Annotated in this window: 17 protein-coding genes and 1 tRNA gene; 3 read left to right on the forward strand and 15 right to left on the reverse strand. The window is 60.5% G+C overall.

What is annotated here, in order from left to right; genetic code table 11:
• Positions 1-2 precede the first annotated feature (2 nt).
• From hisC to hisS, 6 genes are all read right to left on the reverse strand, one after another.
• Positions 3-1,091, reverse strand: a complete 1,089-nt coding sequence (gene hisC, locus QWB57_RS07295; RefSeq protein ID WP_288968971.1) for a histidinol-phosphate transaminase — start codon at positions 1,089-1,091, stop codon at positions 3-5.
• Positions 1,088-2,386, reverse strand: coding sequence for a histidinol dehydrogenase (hisD, locus tag QWB57_RS07300; protein ID WP_223629312.1), 1,299 nt, complete (start codon positions 2,384-2,386; stop codon positions 1,088-1,090). Before hisD ends, hisC begins: the two co-directional genes overlap by 4 nt.
• Complete coding sequence (hisG, locus tag QWB57_RS07305) at positions 2,383-3,297, reverse strand: ATP phosphoribosyltransferase (RefSeq protein WP_223629311.1); 915 nt, start codon at positions 3,295-3,297, stop codon at positions 2,383-2,385. The genes hisD and hisG overlap by 4 nt, the downstream gene beginning before the upstream one ends.
• A gap of 10 nt (positions 3,298-3,307) precedes the next feature.
• Positions 3,308-3,637, reverse strand: a complete 330-nt coding sequence (locus tag QWB57_RS07310; protein WP_223629310.1) for a YerC/YecD family TrpR-related protein — start codon at positions 3,635-3,637, stop codon at positions 3,308-3,310.
• 242 nt (positions 3,638-3,879) lie between these two features.
• A complete protein-coding gene (locus tag QWB57_RS07315; RefSeq protein ID WP_223629309.1) occupies positions 3,880-5,775 on the reverse strand; it encodes an aromatic amino acid ammonia-lyase in 1,896 nt (631 codons plus the stop codon).
• Positions 5,772-7,154: a histidine--tRNA ligase gene (gene hisS / locus QWB57_RS07320; RefSeq protein ID WP_288968973.1), complete on the reverse strand. Its 1,383-nt coding sequence runs from the start codon at positions 7,152-7,154 to the stop codon at positions 5,772-5,774. The genes QWB57_RS07315 and hisS overlap by 4 nt, the downstream gene beginning before the upstream one ends.
• Before the next feature lie 122 nt (positions 7,155-7,276).
• Between hisS and QWB57_RS07325 the strand changes: the two genes are divergently transcribed.
• A tRNA-Ala gene (locus QWB57_RS07325) sits at positions 7,277-7,352 on the forward strand.
• A 430-nt stretch (positions 7,353-7,782) separates the two neighbouring features.
• On the opposite strand, the gene QWB57_RS07330 is transcribed toward QWB57_RS07325, so the two are convergent.
• From QWB57_RS07330 to QWB57_RS07350, 5 genes are all read right to left on the reverse strand, one after another.
• Positions 7,783-8,400, reverse strand: coding sequence for a hypothetical protein (locus QWB57_RS07330; RefSeq protein WP_288968974.1), 618 nt, complete (start codon positions 8,398-8,400; stop codon positions 7,783-7,785).
• A gap of 28 nt (positions 8,401-8,428) precedes the next feature.
• Entirely contained in the window at positions 8,429-8,800 is a 372-nt protein-coding gene (locus QWB57_RS07335) for a transcriptional regulator (RefSeq protein ID WP_126152463.1), read from the reverse strand.
• An 18-nt stretch (positions 8,801-8,818) separates the two neighbouring features.
• Positions 8,819-9,121 (reverse strand): type II toxin-antitoxin system HigB family toxin, encoded by a 303-nt coding sequence (locus tag QWB57_RS07340; protein ID WP_223629305.1) that lies wholly within the window; start codon positions 9,119-9,121, stop codon positions 8,819-8,821.
• 465 nt (positions 9,122-9,586) lie between these two features.
• Positions 9,587-10,255 carry a rhomboid family intramembrane serine protease gene (locus tag QWB57_RS07345; protein ID WP_288968975.1) on the reverse strand — a complete coding sequence of 223 codons (669 nt, stop codon included), beginning with the start codon at positions 10,253-10,255 and terminating at the stop codon, positions 9,587-9,589.
• Between the two features lie 41 nt (positions 10,256-10,296).
• Entirely contained in the window at positions 10,297-10,641 is a 345-nt protein-coding gene (locus tag QWB57_RS07350) for an MGMT family protein (RefSeq protein ID WP_288968976.1), read from the reverse strand.
• 50 nt (positions 10,642-10,691) lie between these two features.
• Here QWB57_RS07350 and QWB57_RS07355 point away from each other — a divergent pair, with 50 nt between their 5' ends.
• A complete protein-coding gene (locus tag QWB57_RS07355) occupies positions 10,692-11,102 on the forward strand; it encodes a hypothetical protein (protein WP_223629302.1) in 411 nt (136 codons plus the stop codon).
• 78 nt (positions 11,103-11,180) lie between these two features.
• Here QWB57_RS07355 and QWB57_RS07360 read toward each other — a convergent pair whose 3' ends face one another.
• Together QWB57_RS07360 and QWB57_RS07365 are read right to left on the reverse strand one after the other, a co-directional pair.
• A complete protein-coding gene (locus QWB57_RS07360; RefSeq protein ID WP_223629301.1) occupies positions 11,181-12,302 on the reverse strand; it encodes an inorganic phosphate transporter in 1,122 nt (373 codons plus the stop codon).
• A gap of 13 nt (positions 12,303-12,315) precedes the next feature.
• Positions 12,316-12,942: a DUF47 family protein gene (locus QWB57_RS07365; RefSeq protein WP_223629300.1), complete on the reverse strand. Its 627-nt coding sequence runs from the start codon at positions 12,940-12,942 to the stop codon at positions 12,316-12,318.
• Between the two features lie 242 nt (positions 12,943-13,184).
• Here QWB57_RS07365 and QWB57_RS07370 point away from each other — a divergent pair, with 242 nt between their 5' ends.
• A complete protein-coding gene (locus QWB57_RS07370) occupies positions 13,185-14,495 on the forward strand; it encodes a hemolysin family protein (protein ID WP_223629346.1) in 1,311 nt (436 codons plus the stop codon).
• Between the two features lie 41 nt (positions 14,496-14,536).
• On the opposite strand, the gene QWB57_RS07375 is transcribed toward QWB57_RS07370, so the two are convergent.
• Complete coding sequence (locus QWB57_RS07375) at positions 14,537-16,675, reverse strand: EAL domain-containing protein (protein ID WP_223629299.1); 2,139 nt, start codon at positions 16,673-16,675, stop codon at positions 14,537-14,539.
• Positions 16,672-17,604 carry a phosphate/phosphite/phosphonate ABC transporter substrate-binding protein gene (locus QWB57_RS07380; RefSeq protein WP_223629298.1) on the reverse strand — a complete coding sequence of 311 codons (933 nt, stop codon included), beginning with the start codon at positions 17,602-17,604 and terminating at the stop codon, positions 16,672-16,674. The genes QWB57_RS07375 and QWB57_RS07380 overlap by 4 nt, the downstream gene beginning before the upstream one ends.
• Positions 17,605-17,613: the final 9 nt, after the last annotated feature.

Raw genomic sequence — 17,613 nt, forward strand, 5'->3', positions numbered from 1 at the left:
ACTCATGCCGCCACCTCACGCACAGCTTCCAGTGCTGCCAATACTCGGCTGCATTCTTCTTGCGTGCCCACCGTGATCCGCAGTGCATCACCCAGTTGCGGCATGGCGCGCATATCGCGTACCACCACACCGGCAGCCAACAGCGCCGCGAACGCGGCATCGGTATCGACAAAGCGCACCAGCAAGAAATTACCTGCGGACGCATAGACCCGGCGCACAGCCGGCAAGTGCAGCAAGCCCGCCTGCAACTGCTGGCGTGCTTCACGCACCGTACCGATCCGGCTGGTTGTCGATGCCAATGCCTGCGGTGCCAATGCCGCAAGCGCAGCGGCGGCAACGGGTTGCGGCACCGGGTACGGCGCTTGGCAACGGCGCAGTGCGTCGATCAGTTCACGCGATCCGATGACGCAGCCCACTCTTGCCGCCGCCAATGCATGCGCTTTCGACAAGGTACGCAGCACCGCGATATTGTCGTGCCCACTGAGCAATGCCGTGGCCGAGGGTGCATCGGCATACTCCAGATATGCCTCATCCACCACCACCATGCAACGGCCACGCAACCGCTGCGCCAGTGTGGCGATGGCCTCCAGGCTCAGCAATTCACCCGACGGATTGCCCGGCGAGCATAGGAACAGCAGGGTGGCGTTTTGCGTCAATGCAGCATCCCCCATTGCCGGCACATCCACGCATAGGCCGGCATCACTGTCGACCAGTGGCACATCGATGATGCTTGCACCGTGCAACTTCGCGCACACCGCATACATGCCAAACACCGGTGTTGCGATAACGATGCGGCCCTGCCCCGGCGCGCAAAACGCACGCACTAACAGGTCAATGGCCTCATCGCTGCCACGCCCAATCAAGAGCTGCTCCGGTGCCACCGCATACAACTGCGCCATGCACTCACGCAAGGCTTGCGGCTGCGGCTGCGGGTAGCGGCGCAAACGCGCATCGTCATCTGTAGCATTGGCCCATGCGGATTCGTTGGCATTGAGCCAGACCTCACCTTGCAGGCTGGTCGTGCGCGCCGACTGATAGCCTGCAAATGTGCGCAGGTCATCGCGCAGCAAGGCATTCACGGTGGTCTTCATGCCGCCTGCTCCAGCCGCACTTCCACTGCCCGCGCATGGGCCTGCAAGCCTTCAGCGTACGCCAGCGTGACGGCACATGGCCCTGCATTGGCGAGACCCGTGCGGCTGGCGTCCTGCACGCTGATCGCCTTCTGGAAGCTTCCCACCGACAACCCGCTCCACGCCCGCGCGGCACCGCCAGTAGGCAGCACATGGTTGCTGCCGGAGCAGTAATCGCCCAAGGCTTCGGGTGTGTAGTCGCCAAGAAAAACACTGCCTGCGTTGCAAATCATATCCAGCCAAACGCGTGGTTCACGCACCGACAAAATCAAGTGCTCAGGTGCGTAGCGATTGCTGATCTTGATCGCCTGCGCGATGTCTTTCACCAAGACCAAACGCGAACGGCTTAAGGATTGTGCTGCGATATCAGCGCGTGGCAATTGCGCCAATTGCGCATCGACCTGTGTCGCCACGGCATCCAGCATGTCTACGCTATCGGTCAGCAACAACACTTGCGAATCCGGCCCATGCTCGGCCTGCGAGAGCAGATCGGCCGCCACGAATGCGGGGTTCGCACCGGCATCGGCGATCACCAATACTTCCGATGGCCCCGCTGGCATGTCAATGGCAAGACCACCGGGACGCTGCGCCGCCTGCCGCTTGGCCTCATCCACCCACGCATTGCCGGGGCCGAATAGTTTGTCGCAGGCAGGTACCACTGGGGTGCCCAAAGCCATCGCCGCGATCGCCTGCGCGCCGCCGAGTTTGAATACACGCACGCCTGGGGCCTGTTGTGCAGCCAGCAACACTGCCGGATCTGCGCTGCCGTCCTTGCGCGGCGGTGTGCACAACACGATGTCCTTGCAGCCTGCCAAGCGTGCTGGAATGCTCAACATCAATGCCGTGGAGGGCAGCGGCGCGCTCCCGGCGGGGACATACAAGCCCACCCTCGGGATCGGTCGCTGGATGCGCTCGCAGCGCAGGCCAGGTGCGGTATCCACGGCATAGACACTAGCCATGCCGGCACGGTGAAAGGTTTCAATGCGGCCAGCGGCTTCGGCTATCGCCGCCTGTACGGTGGGGCTAACCTGCGCGAAGGCCGCCGAAAATTCTGCTGCACCCACTTCGAAATCTTGCAGCGCCACGCCATCAAATTGTTGCGTGTAATCACGCAAGGCGGCATCGCCGCGCATCGCCACTTCGGCAAAGATCGCCTGCACACCCTCGCGCAACGCATCCGATACCGCTTGCACCGGGCGCTGCAACACGGCCATGCGTGCGGCGTCATCCAACACATTCCAGTCCACGCGCTTCATGCCAGCATCCGTTCCACCGGCAACACCATCAAGCCGCGTGCGCCAGCGCGCTTGAGATCTTCCAGCCGCTGCCACGTCATCGCGCCGTGACACAGCGCCTGCAACGCCAAGGTATCCGCACCATCCACCGCACAGACCGTGGGCGGCTCGGCATCTGGCAACAATTGCAGCAGCTCGTTCATGGCCTCGCGCGGGGCCTGGAACATCAACAGTTTGCTATCGCGAATACGCAGCACGCCGTCCATCCGCCGCAGCAGCAAATCGGCCAGGTCGGCGCGGGCATCAGCGAAGGGGTGTGCGGGGCCGGCCAGTACCGCTTCGCTTTGTAAAATATCCAGCACTGGCTTGAGCTGATTGGCGGCAAGCGTGGCACCGCTGGATACCAGATCACAGATGGCATCGGCCTGCCCCAAACGCGGCGCGATTTCCACCGACCCGTTGAGCATCACGATGTCGGCCTGCACACCCTGCGTGCGCAGCCAAGCCCGCAGCTGGTTGGGATAGGTGGTGGCAATACGCTTGCCGGCAAGCTGGGTGGGGCTTTGCCAGTCCCAAACATCAGGCACCGCAATCGAAAGGCGGCAACCGCCAAACCCCAATGCGCGCCATTCGCGGAATGCGGCCGGCTTGCCGGATTCCTCACGCTCATTGATCAGCTCACGCAGGACATTGCGACCCACGATGCCAAGATCGCACACACCCTCGGCAATCAGGCCGGGGATGTCGTCATCGCGCACCAACAGCAGATCCACCGGCAGTGATTCGCCATAGCAAAACAGCTTGTCGCGACTTTCGCGCCAAGACAGCCCGGACGATGCCAGCAGTGCACGCGCCGGTTCACTCAGGCGACCGGATTTTTGAATGGCAATGCGCAAACGGTCACGCACGGCGGAATTGGCGACAGGGCTCATGGGAATGGCTTCAGTTGGTGTTGGAAACAGCGGGCAGTTGCAGACGGCGTGCGGCGGCTTGATAGCCGCCCGCGCCACGCTCGATGCAACGCGCTACCCGGCCAATCGTGGTGACGCTGACCTTGGTGCTGTCATGGATGTCGCGATACGGCTCGCCTTTCAGCAAATGCGGCACCACCCTCCAGCGGTCGCCCATCGCTTCCAGCTCTGCCGGCGTACACAGATCCTCCAGAAACGCCTGCACCTCTGCCGCCCCTTTCAGCTTCGACAGCACATGGGCCAGCGCTCCGATGGCAACCGCGGCGTCGTACTTCGGCAAGGGTTCGGGACGTTGCTTCATGGTGATTTCACCGGGCTGGGAAGTGTCTTTGCGCGTTACTACCTTAACGCATTAATGTAATAACGCGTTAGTACATTAATGCAACACTACCCTGATGTCAATGATAATGACGCGGTGCAAATTGCTGTTCGGATTGGTGCTGACAGCCACCATTCAAGCCCGCAGCAGGGAAATGCGGCAAAAGAAAACCGCCCCCTGAACATCAGGGGACGGTCATGTCTGCCTGCAGTCCTGAATCGCAATCAGCCGTGGCGCACCGCATCCAGAATGCTGCCATCCAGCACCATCGCGATGGCCGTGGCCACTTCACCATCCAGCGCACGATCGCGGTCGAGATAGGCAATCCGGGAGCGAATCGCAACATGGGCGGCGGCCACGGCCCTGCCCGGTTGGAATTCGCTGGCCTGTGCCAATTGCTCGCGCAGTGCATTTACCTCACTCAAAAACACGGCGCGGTCCGCACCTTCCGGCAGCGGCCCGCCGGCGACTTTGCTGGCGAAGCTTTCCGCATCGGACTGCTTGGCCAAATCGCGGGCGGCGTTGATCATGCCGCGACGCAAGTCCAGCGCTTGCGCGGCGGTGTACAGCTCCAGCGCCAACACCTTGCTCAGATCCCCCACCATCGCCAGCACATGGCGTGCTTCGTTGGCGCCCATCGACACATGGTCTTCGGCGTTGGCACTGGTGGGGATGGAGTACACCGAGGCCGGCATCGCACGACTGGCCAGATCATTGACGATGGCCGCTGCGGTGTACTGCACGATCATGTGCCCCGACTCGGTACCGTCTTCGTTGCCGATCAGGAATGCAGGCAAGCCATCATTGGTGGACGGATCCACCAGTTTGTTGAGGCGGCGTTCGCTGATCGAAGCCAACACCGGGATGGCGGCTTTCACGTAACTCATCGCCAGCGCCAGCGGCATACCATGGAAATGGCCGGCGGAAATCACCTGCTCTTCCACATGCTTGGCATCGATCTTGTCAGGGAACACCAGCGGGTTATCGGTCAGCGCATTGAGCTCGATCTCCAGCACGCGCTTGGCTTGCTCCAGCGCATCGCGCACGGCACCGTGTACCTGCGGGGTACAGCGCAGTGAATAGCTATCCTGCGGCTGGTGTTTCTTGCCGCCACGAAACGGCAGGAAGCGTTGGTAGAACTTCTCGCGACCGTGGCGCTGCGACAGCGGTACCCAATCCCAACCGATATCGAAATTGAGTGCCTGTGCTTGCGCGGTGTGCCAACTGCCAGGCAACCATTGGCGGAATTTCGGCACCAAGTGATAGGCGATGTCGGACAGGGTGGAGCCTTCCAACAGGCGCAGCAGATTGGCCGCCACTTTCACCTGCCCCGGATGCGGGCGCAGTGCGTGGACTTCCGGCGCGAACGCGCCCAAGCGGCCGGCAAACGCATCAATGGTCATCGCGGCGGCAAGATCTGCGGTATCCAGCAAATCTTCCAACTGCTGCAACGCCAGCACACCGGTGGCCAGCATTTGCGCGGTGCCGTTGTTCAACGCCAAGCCTTCCTTGTACGACAACTCCACCGGCTGCAACTGTTTGCGCGCCAGCGCCTCGGCACCGGGCATGCGCACGCCATCGACAAACGCCTCGCCTCCGCCCAACAACACGATGGCCAAGTGCGAGAGCGGTGCCAGATCACCAGATGCACCCACCGAGCCCAGCTGCGGCACCACCGGCACGATGCCGGCATTGAGCAGATTGGCCAGCGCTTGCAGGGTTTGCACGCGAATGCCGGAATGCCCGCGCAACAAAGTATTGATGCGAATGCACAACATCGCCCGCACCACCTCCGGCGCAAACGGTTCACCCACGCACACGGCATGGGTGATGATCAGATTGCGCTGCAATTCGATATGCGGCGATTGCCCGGACTTCACCGCACCCGGCAATTCATCGCGCAGGCGATGCGCGCCCAGCAGCTTGTCGGCATTGCTGCCAAAGCCGGTGGACACGCCATAGATCGGCTCCTGCTTGTCCACTTGCGCCGCCAGGAAATCGGCCGCGCGCGCCACCCGGACCAGGGCTGCGGCATCCAGCGCCACTGCTGCGCCATGCGCCACCGCCACCAACTGCGTGCGCGTCAGCGACAGGCCATCCAACCTGATGACATCACTCATGACCCCGTCCCTGCAGCGCCACGCAGCTGCTCACGCTCCACCAACAAGGCCGCCGCCAATTCGGCTTCGACCACTTCAAATTGCTCACCACGACGCAGGTCTTTCACCGCAACCACCCCGCGTGCGGCCTCATCATCGCCACGCATCACCACAAAGCGGATGCCGGCCTTGTCGGCATACTGCATTTGCTTGGCCAACTTGCGCGGCTCGAGTTGGGTTTCCACGTTCAACCCCGCCGCGCGCATTCGCTGCGACAGCGCCAGTGCGTGATCCAGTCCAGCATCATCCAGCAACGCCATCAGCACATCGACCGAACTGTCTGCAGTGCCCACCAACCCGGCCTCGCGCAGCTGATAGAACAGCCGGGTCAGGCCAATCGAAATCCCCACACCCGGCAATTTCGACTTGCTGTAATGACTGGCCAAGTTGTCGTAGCGCCCGCCCGAGCAGATCGAACCGATCTGCGGATACGCATCGAGGGTGGTTTCGTACACCACGCCGGTGTAGTAATCCAGCCCGCGTGCGATCGACAGATTCAATGCATAGCGCGACTCGTTCACGCCCAAGGCGTGCAGCTGCGACAAGATCCCGCGCAAGGCCTCGCGCCCCTCTTCGAACAACGGTGTGCCGCTGCCCAACGCATCCAGCTTGGCCAAGGCATCCGCATGACTGCTGGACCGCACCTGCGAGAATGCCATCAATTTGTCGATCACCTCCGACGCCAGCGCAAAACCCTCGCCTGCCAGCGTTTCACGCACAGCATCGACACCGCGCTTGTCGAGCTTGTCCAGTTCGCGCAGCACCAACAATTGCGCCTCGCCTTCAATGCCCAGTCCTTCGAAATACCCGCGCAGCAACTTGCGATGGTTGAACTGGATGGTGAACTCACCGATGGACAATCGCTCGAATACCGCCGCGATGACCGCCGGAATTTCGGCATCAAACCGTGGCGACAGCTCATCCTTGCCGATCACGTCGATATCGCATTGGTAGAACTCGCGAAACCGCCCGCGCTGCGCCCGCTCGCCGCGATACACGCGCTGCATCTGGTAGCGGCGGAACGGAAATGCCAATTCGCGCTCGTGCTCGGCCACATAGCGCGCCAGCGGCACGGTCAGATCGAAGCGCAGGGCCAGCTCGGGCAACCCCTCCGCGGCACGGTCGAGCGCGCCGGTGGATTGCACGAAATACACCTGGCGCTCGGTTTCGCCGCCGGATTTGGTCAGCAACACCTCCGACAACTCCATCACCGGCGTCTCCACCGGCAGGAAACCAAAACGCTCGAAGGTCTGGCGAATCGTGTCCAGCATGCGCTGGAACGCGATCTGGTCGCGGGGCAACAGTTCCATCACCCCTGGCGGGGTACGTGGCTTGATCACGGTGGGGGCTCCGGGGATACGGAAAACCACTAGTTTAACGTCCGCACCCATCCACCGTGCCTTTAAGTTCCAGCATTGCTTGCAGCACTCGCAGCAACTCACTAAACTTGGCGAAACCTTTTGGGGCCATAGCTCAGCTGGGAGAGCGCGTCGTTCGCAATGACGAGGTCGGGAGTTCGATCCTCCCTGGCTCCACCAAAATTCAACGCCCAACTGTTTTCAGTTGGGCGTTTTCATTTGTGCTTCCCGCATGCCACGCGGGGTTCGCGGACATTCTGTGTGTGCGACCGGGGTTCTATGGTCTGGCAGGAGCATCCCAGGTTGCCCTCCGTTTCGCCCTCTCTTCTCTCGAAATCGGCACTAACTTCTTCGCCGTAGCGCACGCACATGGCCTTTTGCGACGGCGAGTTCAATTCTGATTCGCAACAGTGTTGATTGATTCCTCGTTGATGACTTCGAGGGGCGTTTTGAAGCCGAGTATCTTTCTGGGGCGGTTATACATGCGCTGCTCTTTCAATTGGGCAAAACGGTAGATCGATGGCTGGTCACGCCAGCACCGAAAACAACTTTTTCAGGTAGGCACTGCCGCCGTCCTCCATGAACAGCACATGGCGGCCCTCCAGATCGGCTACCGAACGGAATCGCACCGTTCTCCGTCCTGCTCCCTCACGAGTTCATGCCAGCGCGGCACACGACCCGAGGCGTCCGGTTCAGGCTCTGGTTCGACGATTTGCACCACAGTTTCCGGTACGCCACCCCGAACGCTGTTCGCCAGTTCCCATTGCAGGATGGCCTCCAGCGAAAAACGCAGGTTCCTGACCAGCAGCAGATGCGGGATGCGCTTGCGCTCTCGCTCGATTCGGTCGGTGAACAGGTGCGCAGGCAGGCTGGTCGCCTCGATGATCTCCTTGGCACTGATGTACTGCAGTTCGGGCTCGGCGGCATCGGAAGGTTGAGGGTCGCCTTCGGCCTTCGGCGAATGAGTCACAGCGCGCGGGACACGCTCACCATCTCCAAGGATCGCCGTCCAGTGCTGTGCGCTCTGGCGTTCGAACTCGAGAACGTCCGCCTCGTGGTAACGGACGTGTTGAAACAACTTGTGCCAGACGGGCCCCTCGCCATCGAGGCGCCAGCGCCGCAGGGTTTTCAGGCTGATCTTCCAGCGGAAGGCAAGTTGCCGTTCAGTCATCACGGGGTAGTGCATCTTCTTCTCCTCAGCAGATGACCCCATGACAACGCTGTTCACCGTGGAAGCCAAGCTCAGTGCTCGATGATCACCCTGCGGCCGTTTCCGCAATCAGCACATCGGCCGGGATGCCCAGGCTCTTGTGCAGTCGTCGGATCATGGCCAGCGTCAGCGGGCGCTTGCGGCTCAGGACTTCGTAGACGCGGTTGCTTTTGCCGATGATCGGCTCAAGGTCTTTGATGGACAGACCGCTCTGATCCATCCGGAATTTGATGGCTTCCACCGGATCAGGCGCGGTGATGGGCACGTGCTTGGCCTCGTAGGCTTGCACCAGCGTGGCCAGGATGTCCAGGCGATCACCCTCCGGCGTACCCAGATCAGGGTCGGATTCCATCAAGGCCGAAATCTCTTTGAGCGTGGCCTTGTAGTCTGCTTCGGTGTGGATGGGGCGGATGTCCATGTTTTCCTCCGTGGCCGGTCAGGCCATTTCAACGGTTTCTGCGTCGACGGCGTCGTACTCCTTGTGGGTGCCGACGAACTTCACGTAGACGATCTGCAACTTGTATGCAATCGCCACGATCAGCCGGTAGTCATTGCCTTTGATGTTGAAGACCACGCGACGGTTCTTCAGCACGCTGGCGCTGCGGTACTGCGACTTGATGTCGGCGGGCTGAGACCAAGTTGCACTCGTGGCTTCTTCGTACCAAGCCTTCAACGGCTGCTCGGCCTCGGGATGGCGCTCCCAGAAGGCTCGAAGGGTGGACACGGCAATCACTCGCATGGGGTGCAGTGTAGTCCCATTTTGGGACTATCGCAACCCTGCGCTGACCCAACCGTGGGTTTCACGATGCAAAACGGCCATTTGGTAAAGGTGGGCACCCTCAAGAACAATGCTTTGCTAACGGACGTCATATACGGGCGCGGGTTCGGTTCCGTGTTCCGCCACTAATACCCAACCCCCAACTGTTTTCAGTTGGGCGTTTTCATTTGTGGATTTCGCCCGCCATGCGGGGCTGCAGCCGTTGTACATCAACCACTTGTGCGCGTGCCGATACGAAACTCGCAACGCGACATTGGACTTGCGTCGAATTCACCCACGCGCATACCGCGGCTGGGGCGATATCGTTGCCGGTCGCGCGCCCGTCGACCCGTACGCGATGATCACCTTTGCTGCCACCCATCCGCAAAAAGTGCGCCTCCGACAGTACAACCCGGCTTCATTTTGATGGTTTGGGCTGGGCAGCACTCACCGCACGATGCGGATTCGAGGCCCCTTGCGCCCACTTCCCCCAAACGGCGGTTGCCCGCGCCAGTGACGGATCAGCAACCAGCCAAACAGCATCCCGCCGAGATGGGCGAAATGCGCGACGCCAGGTTGCAGGCCGGTAATACCCACGCCCAGCTCGAACAGTCCATACACGATGACCAAGGTGCGCGCCTTCATCGGGATCGGCGGGAACAACAACATCACCCGCTGATTAGGGAACAACATGCCATAGGCCAGCAGCAGGCCAAACACCCCACCGGAGGCGCCGATGGTGGGGTACGGGTCACCGCCCTGCGCCACGGCATACGAACCCACCAGCAACTGGCACAACCCGGCACCCAGCACGCACACGGTGTAATAGGTCAGAAAACGGCGCTGGCCCCAGGTGTATTCCAGAGGTGCGCCAAACATCACCAACGCCAGCATATTGAATGCCAAATGCATGAAGCCGCCATGCAGAAAGGCGTAGCTGAGCAGCTGCCATGGCATAAATGCAGGCGCACTGGTTGCCGGGTCGTATACGCCATCGGCCCACGGCCACAGCATTAACGACAACATGGCATCGTTGCCAAGAAAATACTGCAGGGCAAACCCCAGCAGATTGGCAATCAGCAGGGCTTGCGTGATACGGGGGAGGTTGAACGGCATCCGTGCATCGATCCAGTTGCGTTGCGGTGCATCATAACGGTTCAGCGCGGAGCCCAGAATGCCGCATCCAAAGTATCCTCCGCTAGCGGCATGCGTACCTTGCCGTTATTCACTTGCACGCCTTCGGCTTGCAAGCGGCGAATCTGCTCTTCCCAGCCGGGGGAGCCGGCTGGAAACGCGATGCGGCCATCGGAGCGCAGCACCCGATGCCACGGCAGGCCGGGATCGTTGTTGTGGGCCAAAACCCGCGCCACCATCCGCGCCCGCCCTGGCAACCCGGCACGCCGCGCAATCGCACCATAGCCGGCCACCTGCCCGTAGGGCAGCGCACGGACCGCCGCCAAAATGCGTTGCTCTGAGGTCGGGGGCGATGCGGTGGGTAACATGGTCGGGTTAGCATAGCCGCTTGCTCCATTCGCAGGACGCAGAATTGGATATGAAAAATTTCGAACAAATTCGCCGCCACCTGGTCGCCGCTGGCTACAAGTTGAGTGTGCAAGAACCTTTTGTGGCTTGTGTTGAACTGTCGCTGGCACACGGCAAACGGCATCAAGCGATCTTTCTAGCAGAAATGCAGGATGACGATGGCCGTGACTATCTGCGCATCAGTACTGCGTTGGCCCCGATCACTGGGCTGGACGCACGGCGTGCACTACGCTTCAACTGGGATAGCCGGGTGGGCTATCTGGCCATCAGCGAACTCGATGGCGTGCCCTATCTGCACCTGTGCGAAAACCGCCCCTACGACACCCTGACCGCGTCCGAGATTGACCGTCTGGTGCTGGAAATTGGCGGCACTGGGGATGAAATGGAACACCGCATGTCGGCTGGTGGTGATTTGCTGTAACCCTTTCTGCGCCAACGCATTGCACAAAAACGCCGGCATCGGGGCCGGCGTTTTTGTGTTGCCTCAGTGCGGCAAGGCTTACACCCATCCACACAACCGTAGCAGTTGATAGACCCCATAAGAGACGGCACCGGATGCGGGAATGGTGAGGATCCACGCCCAGACGATGCGCTCGATCGTGCCCAGCTTCAGCTTGCGCGGATTCTTGGCAAAGCCCACGCCCATGATCGCGGTAGACACGGTATGCGTGGTGGAGACCGGCATACCGAAATGCGCCGCCGCCATCAATACCGTGGCCGAACTGGTATCTACGGCAAACCCGTCCAACGGGTGCAGCTTGACCATCTTGTGACCCAGCGTCTTGATGATGCGCCAGCCACCCGATGCGGTGCCCGCCGCCATTACCAGTGCGCAGGTAACCACGATCCACGTCGCCACATCGGTGCCCGACGAATGCGCCGGATGCATGAAGGACAACCAGCCTGGCAAACCCTTCAAGGCTCCACTGGCTTCGGCACCGACCAAGGTCAATGCAATCACGCCCATGGTCTTCTGCGCATCGTTATGCCCGTGTGCATAGCCCATGTAGGCAGCCGACGCGATTTGCAACTTGCCGAAGCTGGCATTGATCCAGCGTGGGCGCGCCATGCGCTTGAGCACGCCCCCCACACGCTCCATGCCGAAAATCAAGCCCCACAGCAGGGTCATCAGCAGCACCCCCAGCAAGAACCCAACCAGCGGCGAGGTCACCATCGGCACCATCACTTTCCACACCAGACCCTTGCTTTTGGTCCAGTCGGCCGCGCTTTGAATCCAGATCAGTGAATTGAAGTTCATGTGCGAGGCTGACAATGCGGCGCCGCACAAGCCACCAATCAACGCATGCGAGGACGATGACGGCAACCCAAACCACCACGTCAGCAGGTTCCACACGATTGCACCAAGCAATGCACTCAACACCAATTGCGAGGACGCATCCACCACTCCGGTGTTGACGATACCAGTGGCGATGGTGGCCGCCACCGCCGTCCCGGTCAGCGCACCCAGCATGTTGGTCACGGCCGCCAGGATGACCGCCTGACCAGGCGTAAGCACCTTGGTGGCCACCGACGCAGCAATGGAGTTGGCGGTGTCGTGGAAACCGTTGATGAACTCGAAAGCCAACGCGGCCACGATCACCACTAAGACGAGGGTCAGCATGGTGCTGGCTCCGTCACGAATTCTTCAACACGATCTGGTAGGCCACCACACCGGCTTCGCGGCAGCGGTCGATGGCTTTTTCCAGAATCTCGAAGAACTCCTTGAGCAGGAACATCTGCAAGCTGTCCAACTTGCCCGAATAGATCTCGCGGTACAGCTCCAGCATCAGGCGATCGGCTTCGTTCTCGATCGAACGCAGCTTCTCGTTGAGTGCCGTCATCCGGTCCAAATTCATATGTTCCAGCTCATCCACCATTTTCACGACCACTTCCGCCGCTTGCTCCAGCATCGCGGCGCGTGGCGCAAAGTCGATGTGCGCAAGATGCGCGGTGGCCAGTGCGTAGCGGTCGGCAAATTTTTCAATTTGCTTGGGAATTTTGTGCAGGGCCGAGCCCAGCGCTTCGATGTCTTCACGCTCGAACGGGGTGATATAGCTATCCACCAGCGCCTTGCTGAGCTTGTCGGCAGCCGCGCGCTCACGCAGGCGCGCCAACTTGAAAGCATCCAGTGCCGGCTGGCGGTCGGCCTCTTTCATCATTGCGTGCAGCGCTTTGGCGCTATCCAGGGCTGCGGCAGCGGCATCGTCCAGCAGCGCATAGAACTGGGTACCGGAGCCGAAAATAGTTTGCAGGGAGAACATGGGAGACCGCCAGATGTCAGGAATGTTGCAACGATAGTGCGCAATTATGACGGCTAGATGACGGCTTGTGCTGCTTCCGCGTACCGCACCCTGCCCTGCTATGATGCGTTCGCGCTCCGGCGCACCCCATGGACGCACATTACCTTCCGCCGCCAGCCATCCATTGCCGCACCGCACAGGTGCCGTGCGTGCTGGCCGCATGCCCCCATCTCCTTTTCGCCTGCACCTGGTGACCCCCCGTGCTGGAACTATTACTCATTGTTTTCGCCCTGATCTTGCTGAACGGCTTTTTTGCGCTGTCGGAAATGGCCGTGGTCACCTCGCGCAAGGCACGTTTGAAGCAGAATGCCAGCAGCAGCCGTGGCGCCCGCAAAGCGCTGGAACTGGCCGAGCACCCCGAGCGCTTCCTGTCCACCGTACAAGTAGGCCTGACCCTGATCACCATTGTCACCGGCATGTTGGGTGGCGAGGCGATCGGCAGCCTCATCGGCGCATGGCTAGCCACCCATGCGCCGGCATTGGGTGAATACGCAGGCACGCTGGGCAAGGTGCTGGCGGTCAGCCTGATTACCTATCTCAGTATCGTACTGGGTGAACTACTGCCCAAGCGGCTGGCCTTGCTGGCCCCCGAACGGGTGGCTGCCGCAGCTGCGTTACCCATGCACTGGCTCTCGCGGCTCGCCAGCCCGGTGGTGTGGCTACTCAGTGCCACCGTGCGCGGCTTGCTGCAATTGATGCGCGTGGGCAGTGGGGACAACGCGCAAGTGACCGAAGAGGAGATCCAACTACTGGTCAGTGAAGGCCATGAGCAAGGCGTGATCGACCTTGACGAGCGCAACATGCTGAATCGAGTGATGCGGCTGGGTGATCGCACCGCGGATAGCCTGATGACCCCGCGCACCCGCATCACCTGGCTGGATGCCTCGGCCAGCCTGGCCGAGAACCTGGCCGCAATGCAGGACGGCGCGTTTTCGCGCTACCCCGTCTATCGTGGCGATGACAGTGACGTGGCCGGCATTTTGGAAGTCAAAACCCTGCTGGATGAATTGGGCAAGCCGCATCCTGACTTGTTCAATGATTTGCGCCCGGCAGTATTCGTTTCCGAATCCACCCATGCCATGAAACTGTTGGAAATCCTGCGTGAAGAACAACAATCCCTGGCCCTAGTGGTAGACGAATACGGTGATATTCAGGGCATGGTGACGATTAGCGACATCGTGGATGCTGTGATCGGGCGGCTGCAAACCGGCACCGAGGCCGATACCGACGAAGCGCTGGTGGTGACCCGCGAGGATGGCTCACTCTTGGTTGATGGCGGTCTGCATGTACAGGAATTGCGCGAACTGACTGGCGAGCGTTTGGCCGATGCTGACGAGCTGGAATATCGCACTGCGGCCGGCATGGTGATTGCCCAATTAGGCCGCATCCCGCGGGTGGGCGAACATTTCCGGATCGGCGCATGGCGGATTGAAGTCGTGGATCTGGATGGCCCGCGCATCGACAAACTGCTGCTGCAACGCATCGACCCACTGCCCGGTGAAGGCTTGGGCTAGGCTCTCGCGACCGCCACACCCTGCCGGCCCGGCGGCGCGCATCAACCCAACAGATCGACAAATTGCTGCGGCTCCAATGGATAGCCCAGCCAGAAGCCCTGCACCAGGTCGCAGTCGCGCTCGCGCAGCAGATCAAATTGTCCCTGCCGTTCCACACCTTCGGCCACCACGGTGACCCCCATCGAGTGGGCCATCGCGATGATCGCGCTGGTCAACACCAGATCATCCGGGTCACGCAACAGATCCGAAATGAAACTGCGGTCGATCTTCAGCCCGTCCACCTGCACCCGCCGCAAATGACTCAAGCTGGAAAAGCCGGTGCCAAAATCATCCAGCCATACCCGCACACCCAACTGCCGCAACTGCCCCAGCAGCTCGGTCGCGTGCGCCTCGTCGCTGATCACAGCGGTTTCGGTCAACTCCAAATGCAAACGCTCGGCTGCCAAGCCGGTTTGCTCCAGCGCGTTGATCACTTGCCCGATCAGGTCCCCGCTACGCAACTGCCGCGCCGATACGTTAACCGAAATGAATGGCGGCTCACCCGCACCTTGCGGTACCGGCCAACTGGCCGCTTCCTGGCAGGCACATAGCAGCACTTGCACACCAATCTGCTCGATCAAGCCACACTGCTCGGCGACATCAATGAACAGTGAAGGCGCGATCACGCCTTCCGCGGGATGATTCCATCGCAACAAAGATTCTGCCCCCACCAACACCTTGTCGCGAGTACGGTAAATCGGCTGATAGGCCAGACTCAACTCGCCACGCTCCCAGGCACCGCGCAAATCGTGCTCCATCCGCACCCGCCGCTCCACCGCCAAGTCCATCGCCCGACTGTAGAAACGGTAGCAATTCTTGCCGGCCACTTTGGCCTGATACATTGCGATATCGCCATTTTTCAACAGGCTGGACACGGTAGCGGCATCCTCCGGGAACACCGCTACGCCGACCGAGACACCCAGCAAGACTTGACGCCCATGCAACAGCATCGGCTCGCCCAAAGTAGCAACCAGTGCTTCAGCCAACTGAATCGACTTCTCGCGCACGCTGCCATCACTCATACCCTCGGCCAATTGCAGCAAAAGCACGAATTCATCGCCGCCAAATCGCGCTACCAAGATGTCAGCGCCGGTGATTGATTGCACGGCTTGTTCGATACGCAAAGCCACCTGCTGCAACACTTCATCGCCTGCCTCGTGGCCAAGCGTGTCATTAATGCGTTTGAAATCATCCAGATCCGCAAACAGCAAGGCCAATTGCTGTCCAACCCCCTGCAAGGCACGCAAGCGATTTTCCAACGACTCACGGAACGCCAGCCGATTGGCCATTCCGGTCAAGGCGTCGCTGTAGGCCACCCGCCGAATGTCGCGGTCATGCCTGTTCAGGCTTTCACGCATGCGCCCCACCGCACGAATCAGATCACCAATTTCATCGGCACGCTTGCTCTCGGCAATGGGAGAAGAAAAATCGCCGGCTTCGGTCTGACGCACGGCATCACCCAACAGGTTCAGCGGCCGCAGCAGCAGCCGCTGCAACAACATCGCCACTAAAAGCGCAAAGGTGGCCAACATCGCGCACAACACGAGCAGCCAGGTCAGGCTGCGCTGATTCACCTCATCAAATCTGGCCCGCAATGCAAGCAGCGACTGCTCTTCCGCGTGATTGGTGCGCGCCGTCGAATAGCCAATCCGCACGCCCCCCAAAGATTCGTCACCAATACGGATAGGTGCCGACACATCCAGCACATTGGCCAAAAAACGCGTATGCGACCCGGACGCCGCCATGATTTCTGGCGCCAACGCGTCATTCATCGGTTTGCCAAATGCTGCAATATCCCCGGAGCCATCATGCAGAATGCGGCCTTGCGCGTCATACACCAGCACATATTCCACATCTGATGAACGCAAGGTACCGCGTGCCAAGGTACCCACCGCATCCAGATCGAAGTAATACAGCGGGTTGGTCAAGGCATCGGCCAATTGACTGGCCTGTGCCTCACCACTGCTGCGCAACTGCTCTTCCAGCAATTTGTGTGTGCTTTGCTTGGTGATCTTGATGGCCTCGTTCTGGATCACCTGCAGGCGATGCCATAACAGCGCTGTCAACATCAGCACCAGTGCCAGAACCCCCAGAATCACAATCTGAAACCGTGCTTGCAGGCTCAACTGCGGACGCTTCATTCAACCTCCGTGTTGACCCGACGCACATCCCGCCCGAGCTGCTGCAACACTTGCTTGTCGGTATCCGTTATCGGTACGAAATGCGCTGTTTTCATGAATCGGCGCAGTGCTTCGCCGGCGTCGGGATCGCGTGCAGCCTCCATCAATACCTCCTGCAGCCGCGCCTGCACATTGGGGGCTAGCCCGGTACGCGTCAGCATCAGCGCACGCGGCACATCCGGAGTACGCCCGATCACCCGAAAATCCTGGGCGAAAGTGGGTGGCATTCGTGTCGGGTTGATCCAATCCAGATTGCTCAGCACGCCCACATCCACCAGACGCTTATGTACCCACGTGGTGATGTTCAACTCGGTACGCGCAAATACATACCCGACCCGATCCGATGCTGGCTTGTCCATCGGCGAGAGCAGCAGCTCCAGTGCCAAACCATCACTCAATAATTGCGCCGCCGGTAGAAAGTAAGCACTTGTCGAATACGGATTTTGAAACGCAATGCTATGCCCGGCCAAGTCTTTGAGAGTCTGGATAGGACTATCGCGGCGCACGAAAAATACCGTGTGGTAGCGCACCGCGCCCTCTCGTTCGGTAATCAAGAACGCATGTGCCACCCCACGCTGCTCGAGGATCGCAGCATTGCCCGCGGTTTCATTGATCCAATCCACCCGCCCACGACGCAGATAACTGGCCATTTGCTGCGGATCTCTGGCCATCAGGATCCGCCCACTGCGAATGCCCACCGAAGCCATGCGTGGTATCACGTAATCCAACAGCGGCTTGAGCTGGTCGTAGTGGGCCTTGGGGTCATCACTGACCCGCCCCAATACCAGCACACCATCATCCGCCTGCAAGTTGGATTGTTGCGCATGGGCTGCCGGCAGCCATGACAACAGGCACAGCAGACTGAGCAATGCGGAAAACAGGCGACGCATGATGTCAGG

It is taken from the genome of uncultured Thermomonas sp., from assembly GCF_937872235.1.
Lineage (GTDB): Bacteria > Pseudomonadota > Gammaproteobacteria > Xanthomonadales > Xanthomonadaceae > Thermomonas > Thermomonas beijingensis.

Excerpts from the sequence above, each read along its gene's own strand:
- QWB57_RS07350 (WP_288968976.1), bottom strand. The coding sequence starts at position 10,641 with ATGTTACCCACCGCATCGCCCCCGACCTCAGAGCAACGCATTTTGGCG.
- QWB57_RS07375 (WP_223629299.1), bottom strand. The coding sequence starts at position 16,675 with ATGAAGCGTCCGCAGTTGAGCCTGCAAGCACGGTTTCAGATTGTGATT.
- hisC (WP_288968971.1), bottom strand. The coding sequence starts at position 1,091 with ATGAAGACCACCGTGAATGCCTTGCTGCGCGATGACCTGCGCACATTT.
- hisG (WP_223629311.1), bottom strand. The coding sequence starts at position 3,297 with ATGAGCCCTGTCGCCAATTCCGCCGTGCGTGACCGTTTGCGCATTGCC.
- QWB57_RS07355 (WP_223629302.1), top strand. The coding sequence starts at position 10,692 with ATGAAAAATTTCGAACAAATTCGCCGCCACCTGGTCGCCGCTGGCTAC.
- QWB57_RS07365 (WP_223629300.1), bottom strand. The coding sequence starts at position 12,942 with ATGTTCTCCCTGCAAACTATTTTCGGCTCCGGTACCCAGTTCTATGCG.
- QWB57_RS07345 (WP_288968975.1), bottom strand. The coding sequence starts at position 10,255 with ATGCCGTTCAACCTCCCCCGTATCACGCAAGCCCTGCTGATTGCCAAT.
- QWB57_RS07315 (WP_223629309.1), bottom strand. The coding sequence starts at position 5,775 with ATGAGTGATGTCATCAGGTTGGATGGCCTGTCGCTGACGCGCACGCAG.
- hisD (WP_223629312.1), bottom strand. The coding sequence starts at position 2,386 with ATGAAGCGCGTGGACTGGAATGTGTTGGATGACGCCGCACGCATGGCC.
- QWB57_RS07335 (WP_126152463.1), bottom strand. The coding sequence starts at position 8,800 with ATGGACATCCGCCCCATCCACACCGAAGCAGACTACAAGGCCACGCTC.
- QWB57_RS07380 (WP_223629298.1), bottom strand. The coding sequence starts at position 17,604 with ATGCGTCGCCTGTTTTCCGCATTGCTCAGTCTGCTGTGCCTGTTGTCA.
- QWB57_RS07310 (WP_223629310.1), bottom strand. The coding sequence starts at position 3,637 with ATGAAGCAACGTCCCGAACCCTTGCCGAAGTACGACGCCGCGGTTGCC.
- QWB57_RS07360 (WP_223629301.1), bottom strand. The coding sequence starts at position 12,302 with ATGCTGACCCTCGTCTTAGTGGTGATCGTGGCCGCGTTGGCTTTCGAG.
- QWB57_RS07340 (WP_223629305.1), bottom strand. The coding sequence starts at position 9,121 with ATGCGAGTGATTGCCGTGTCCACCCTTCGAGCCTTCTGGGAGCGCCAT.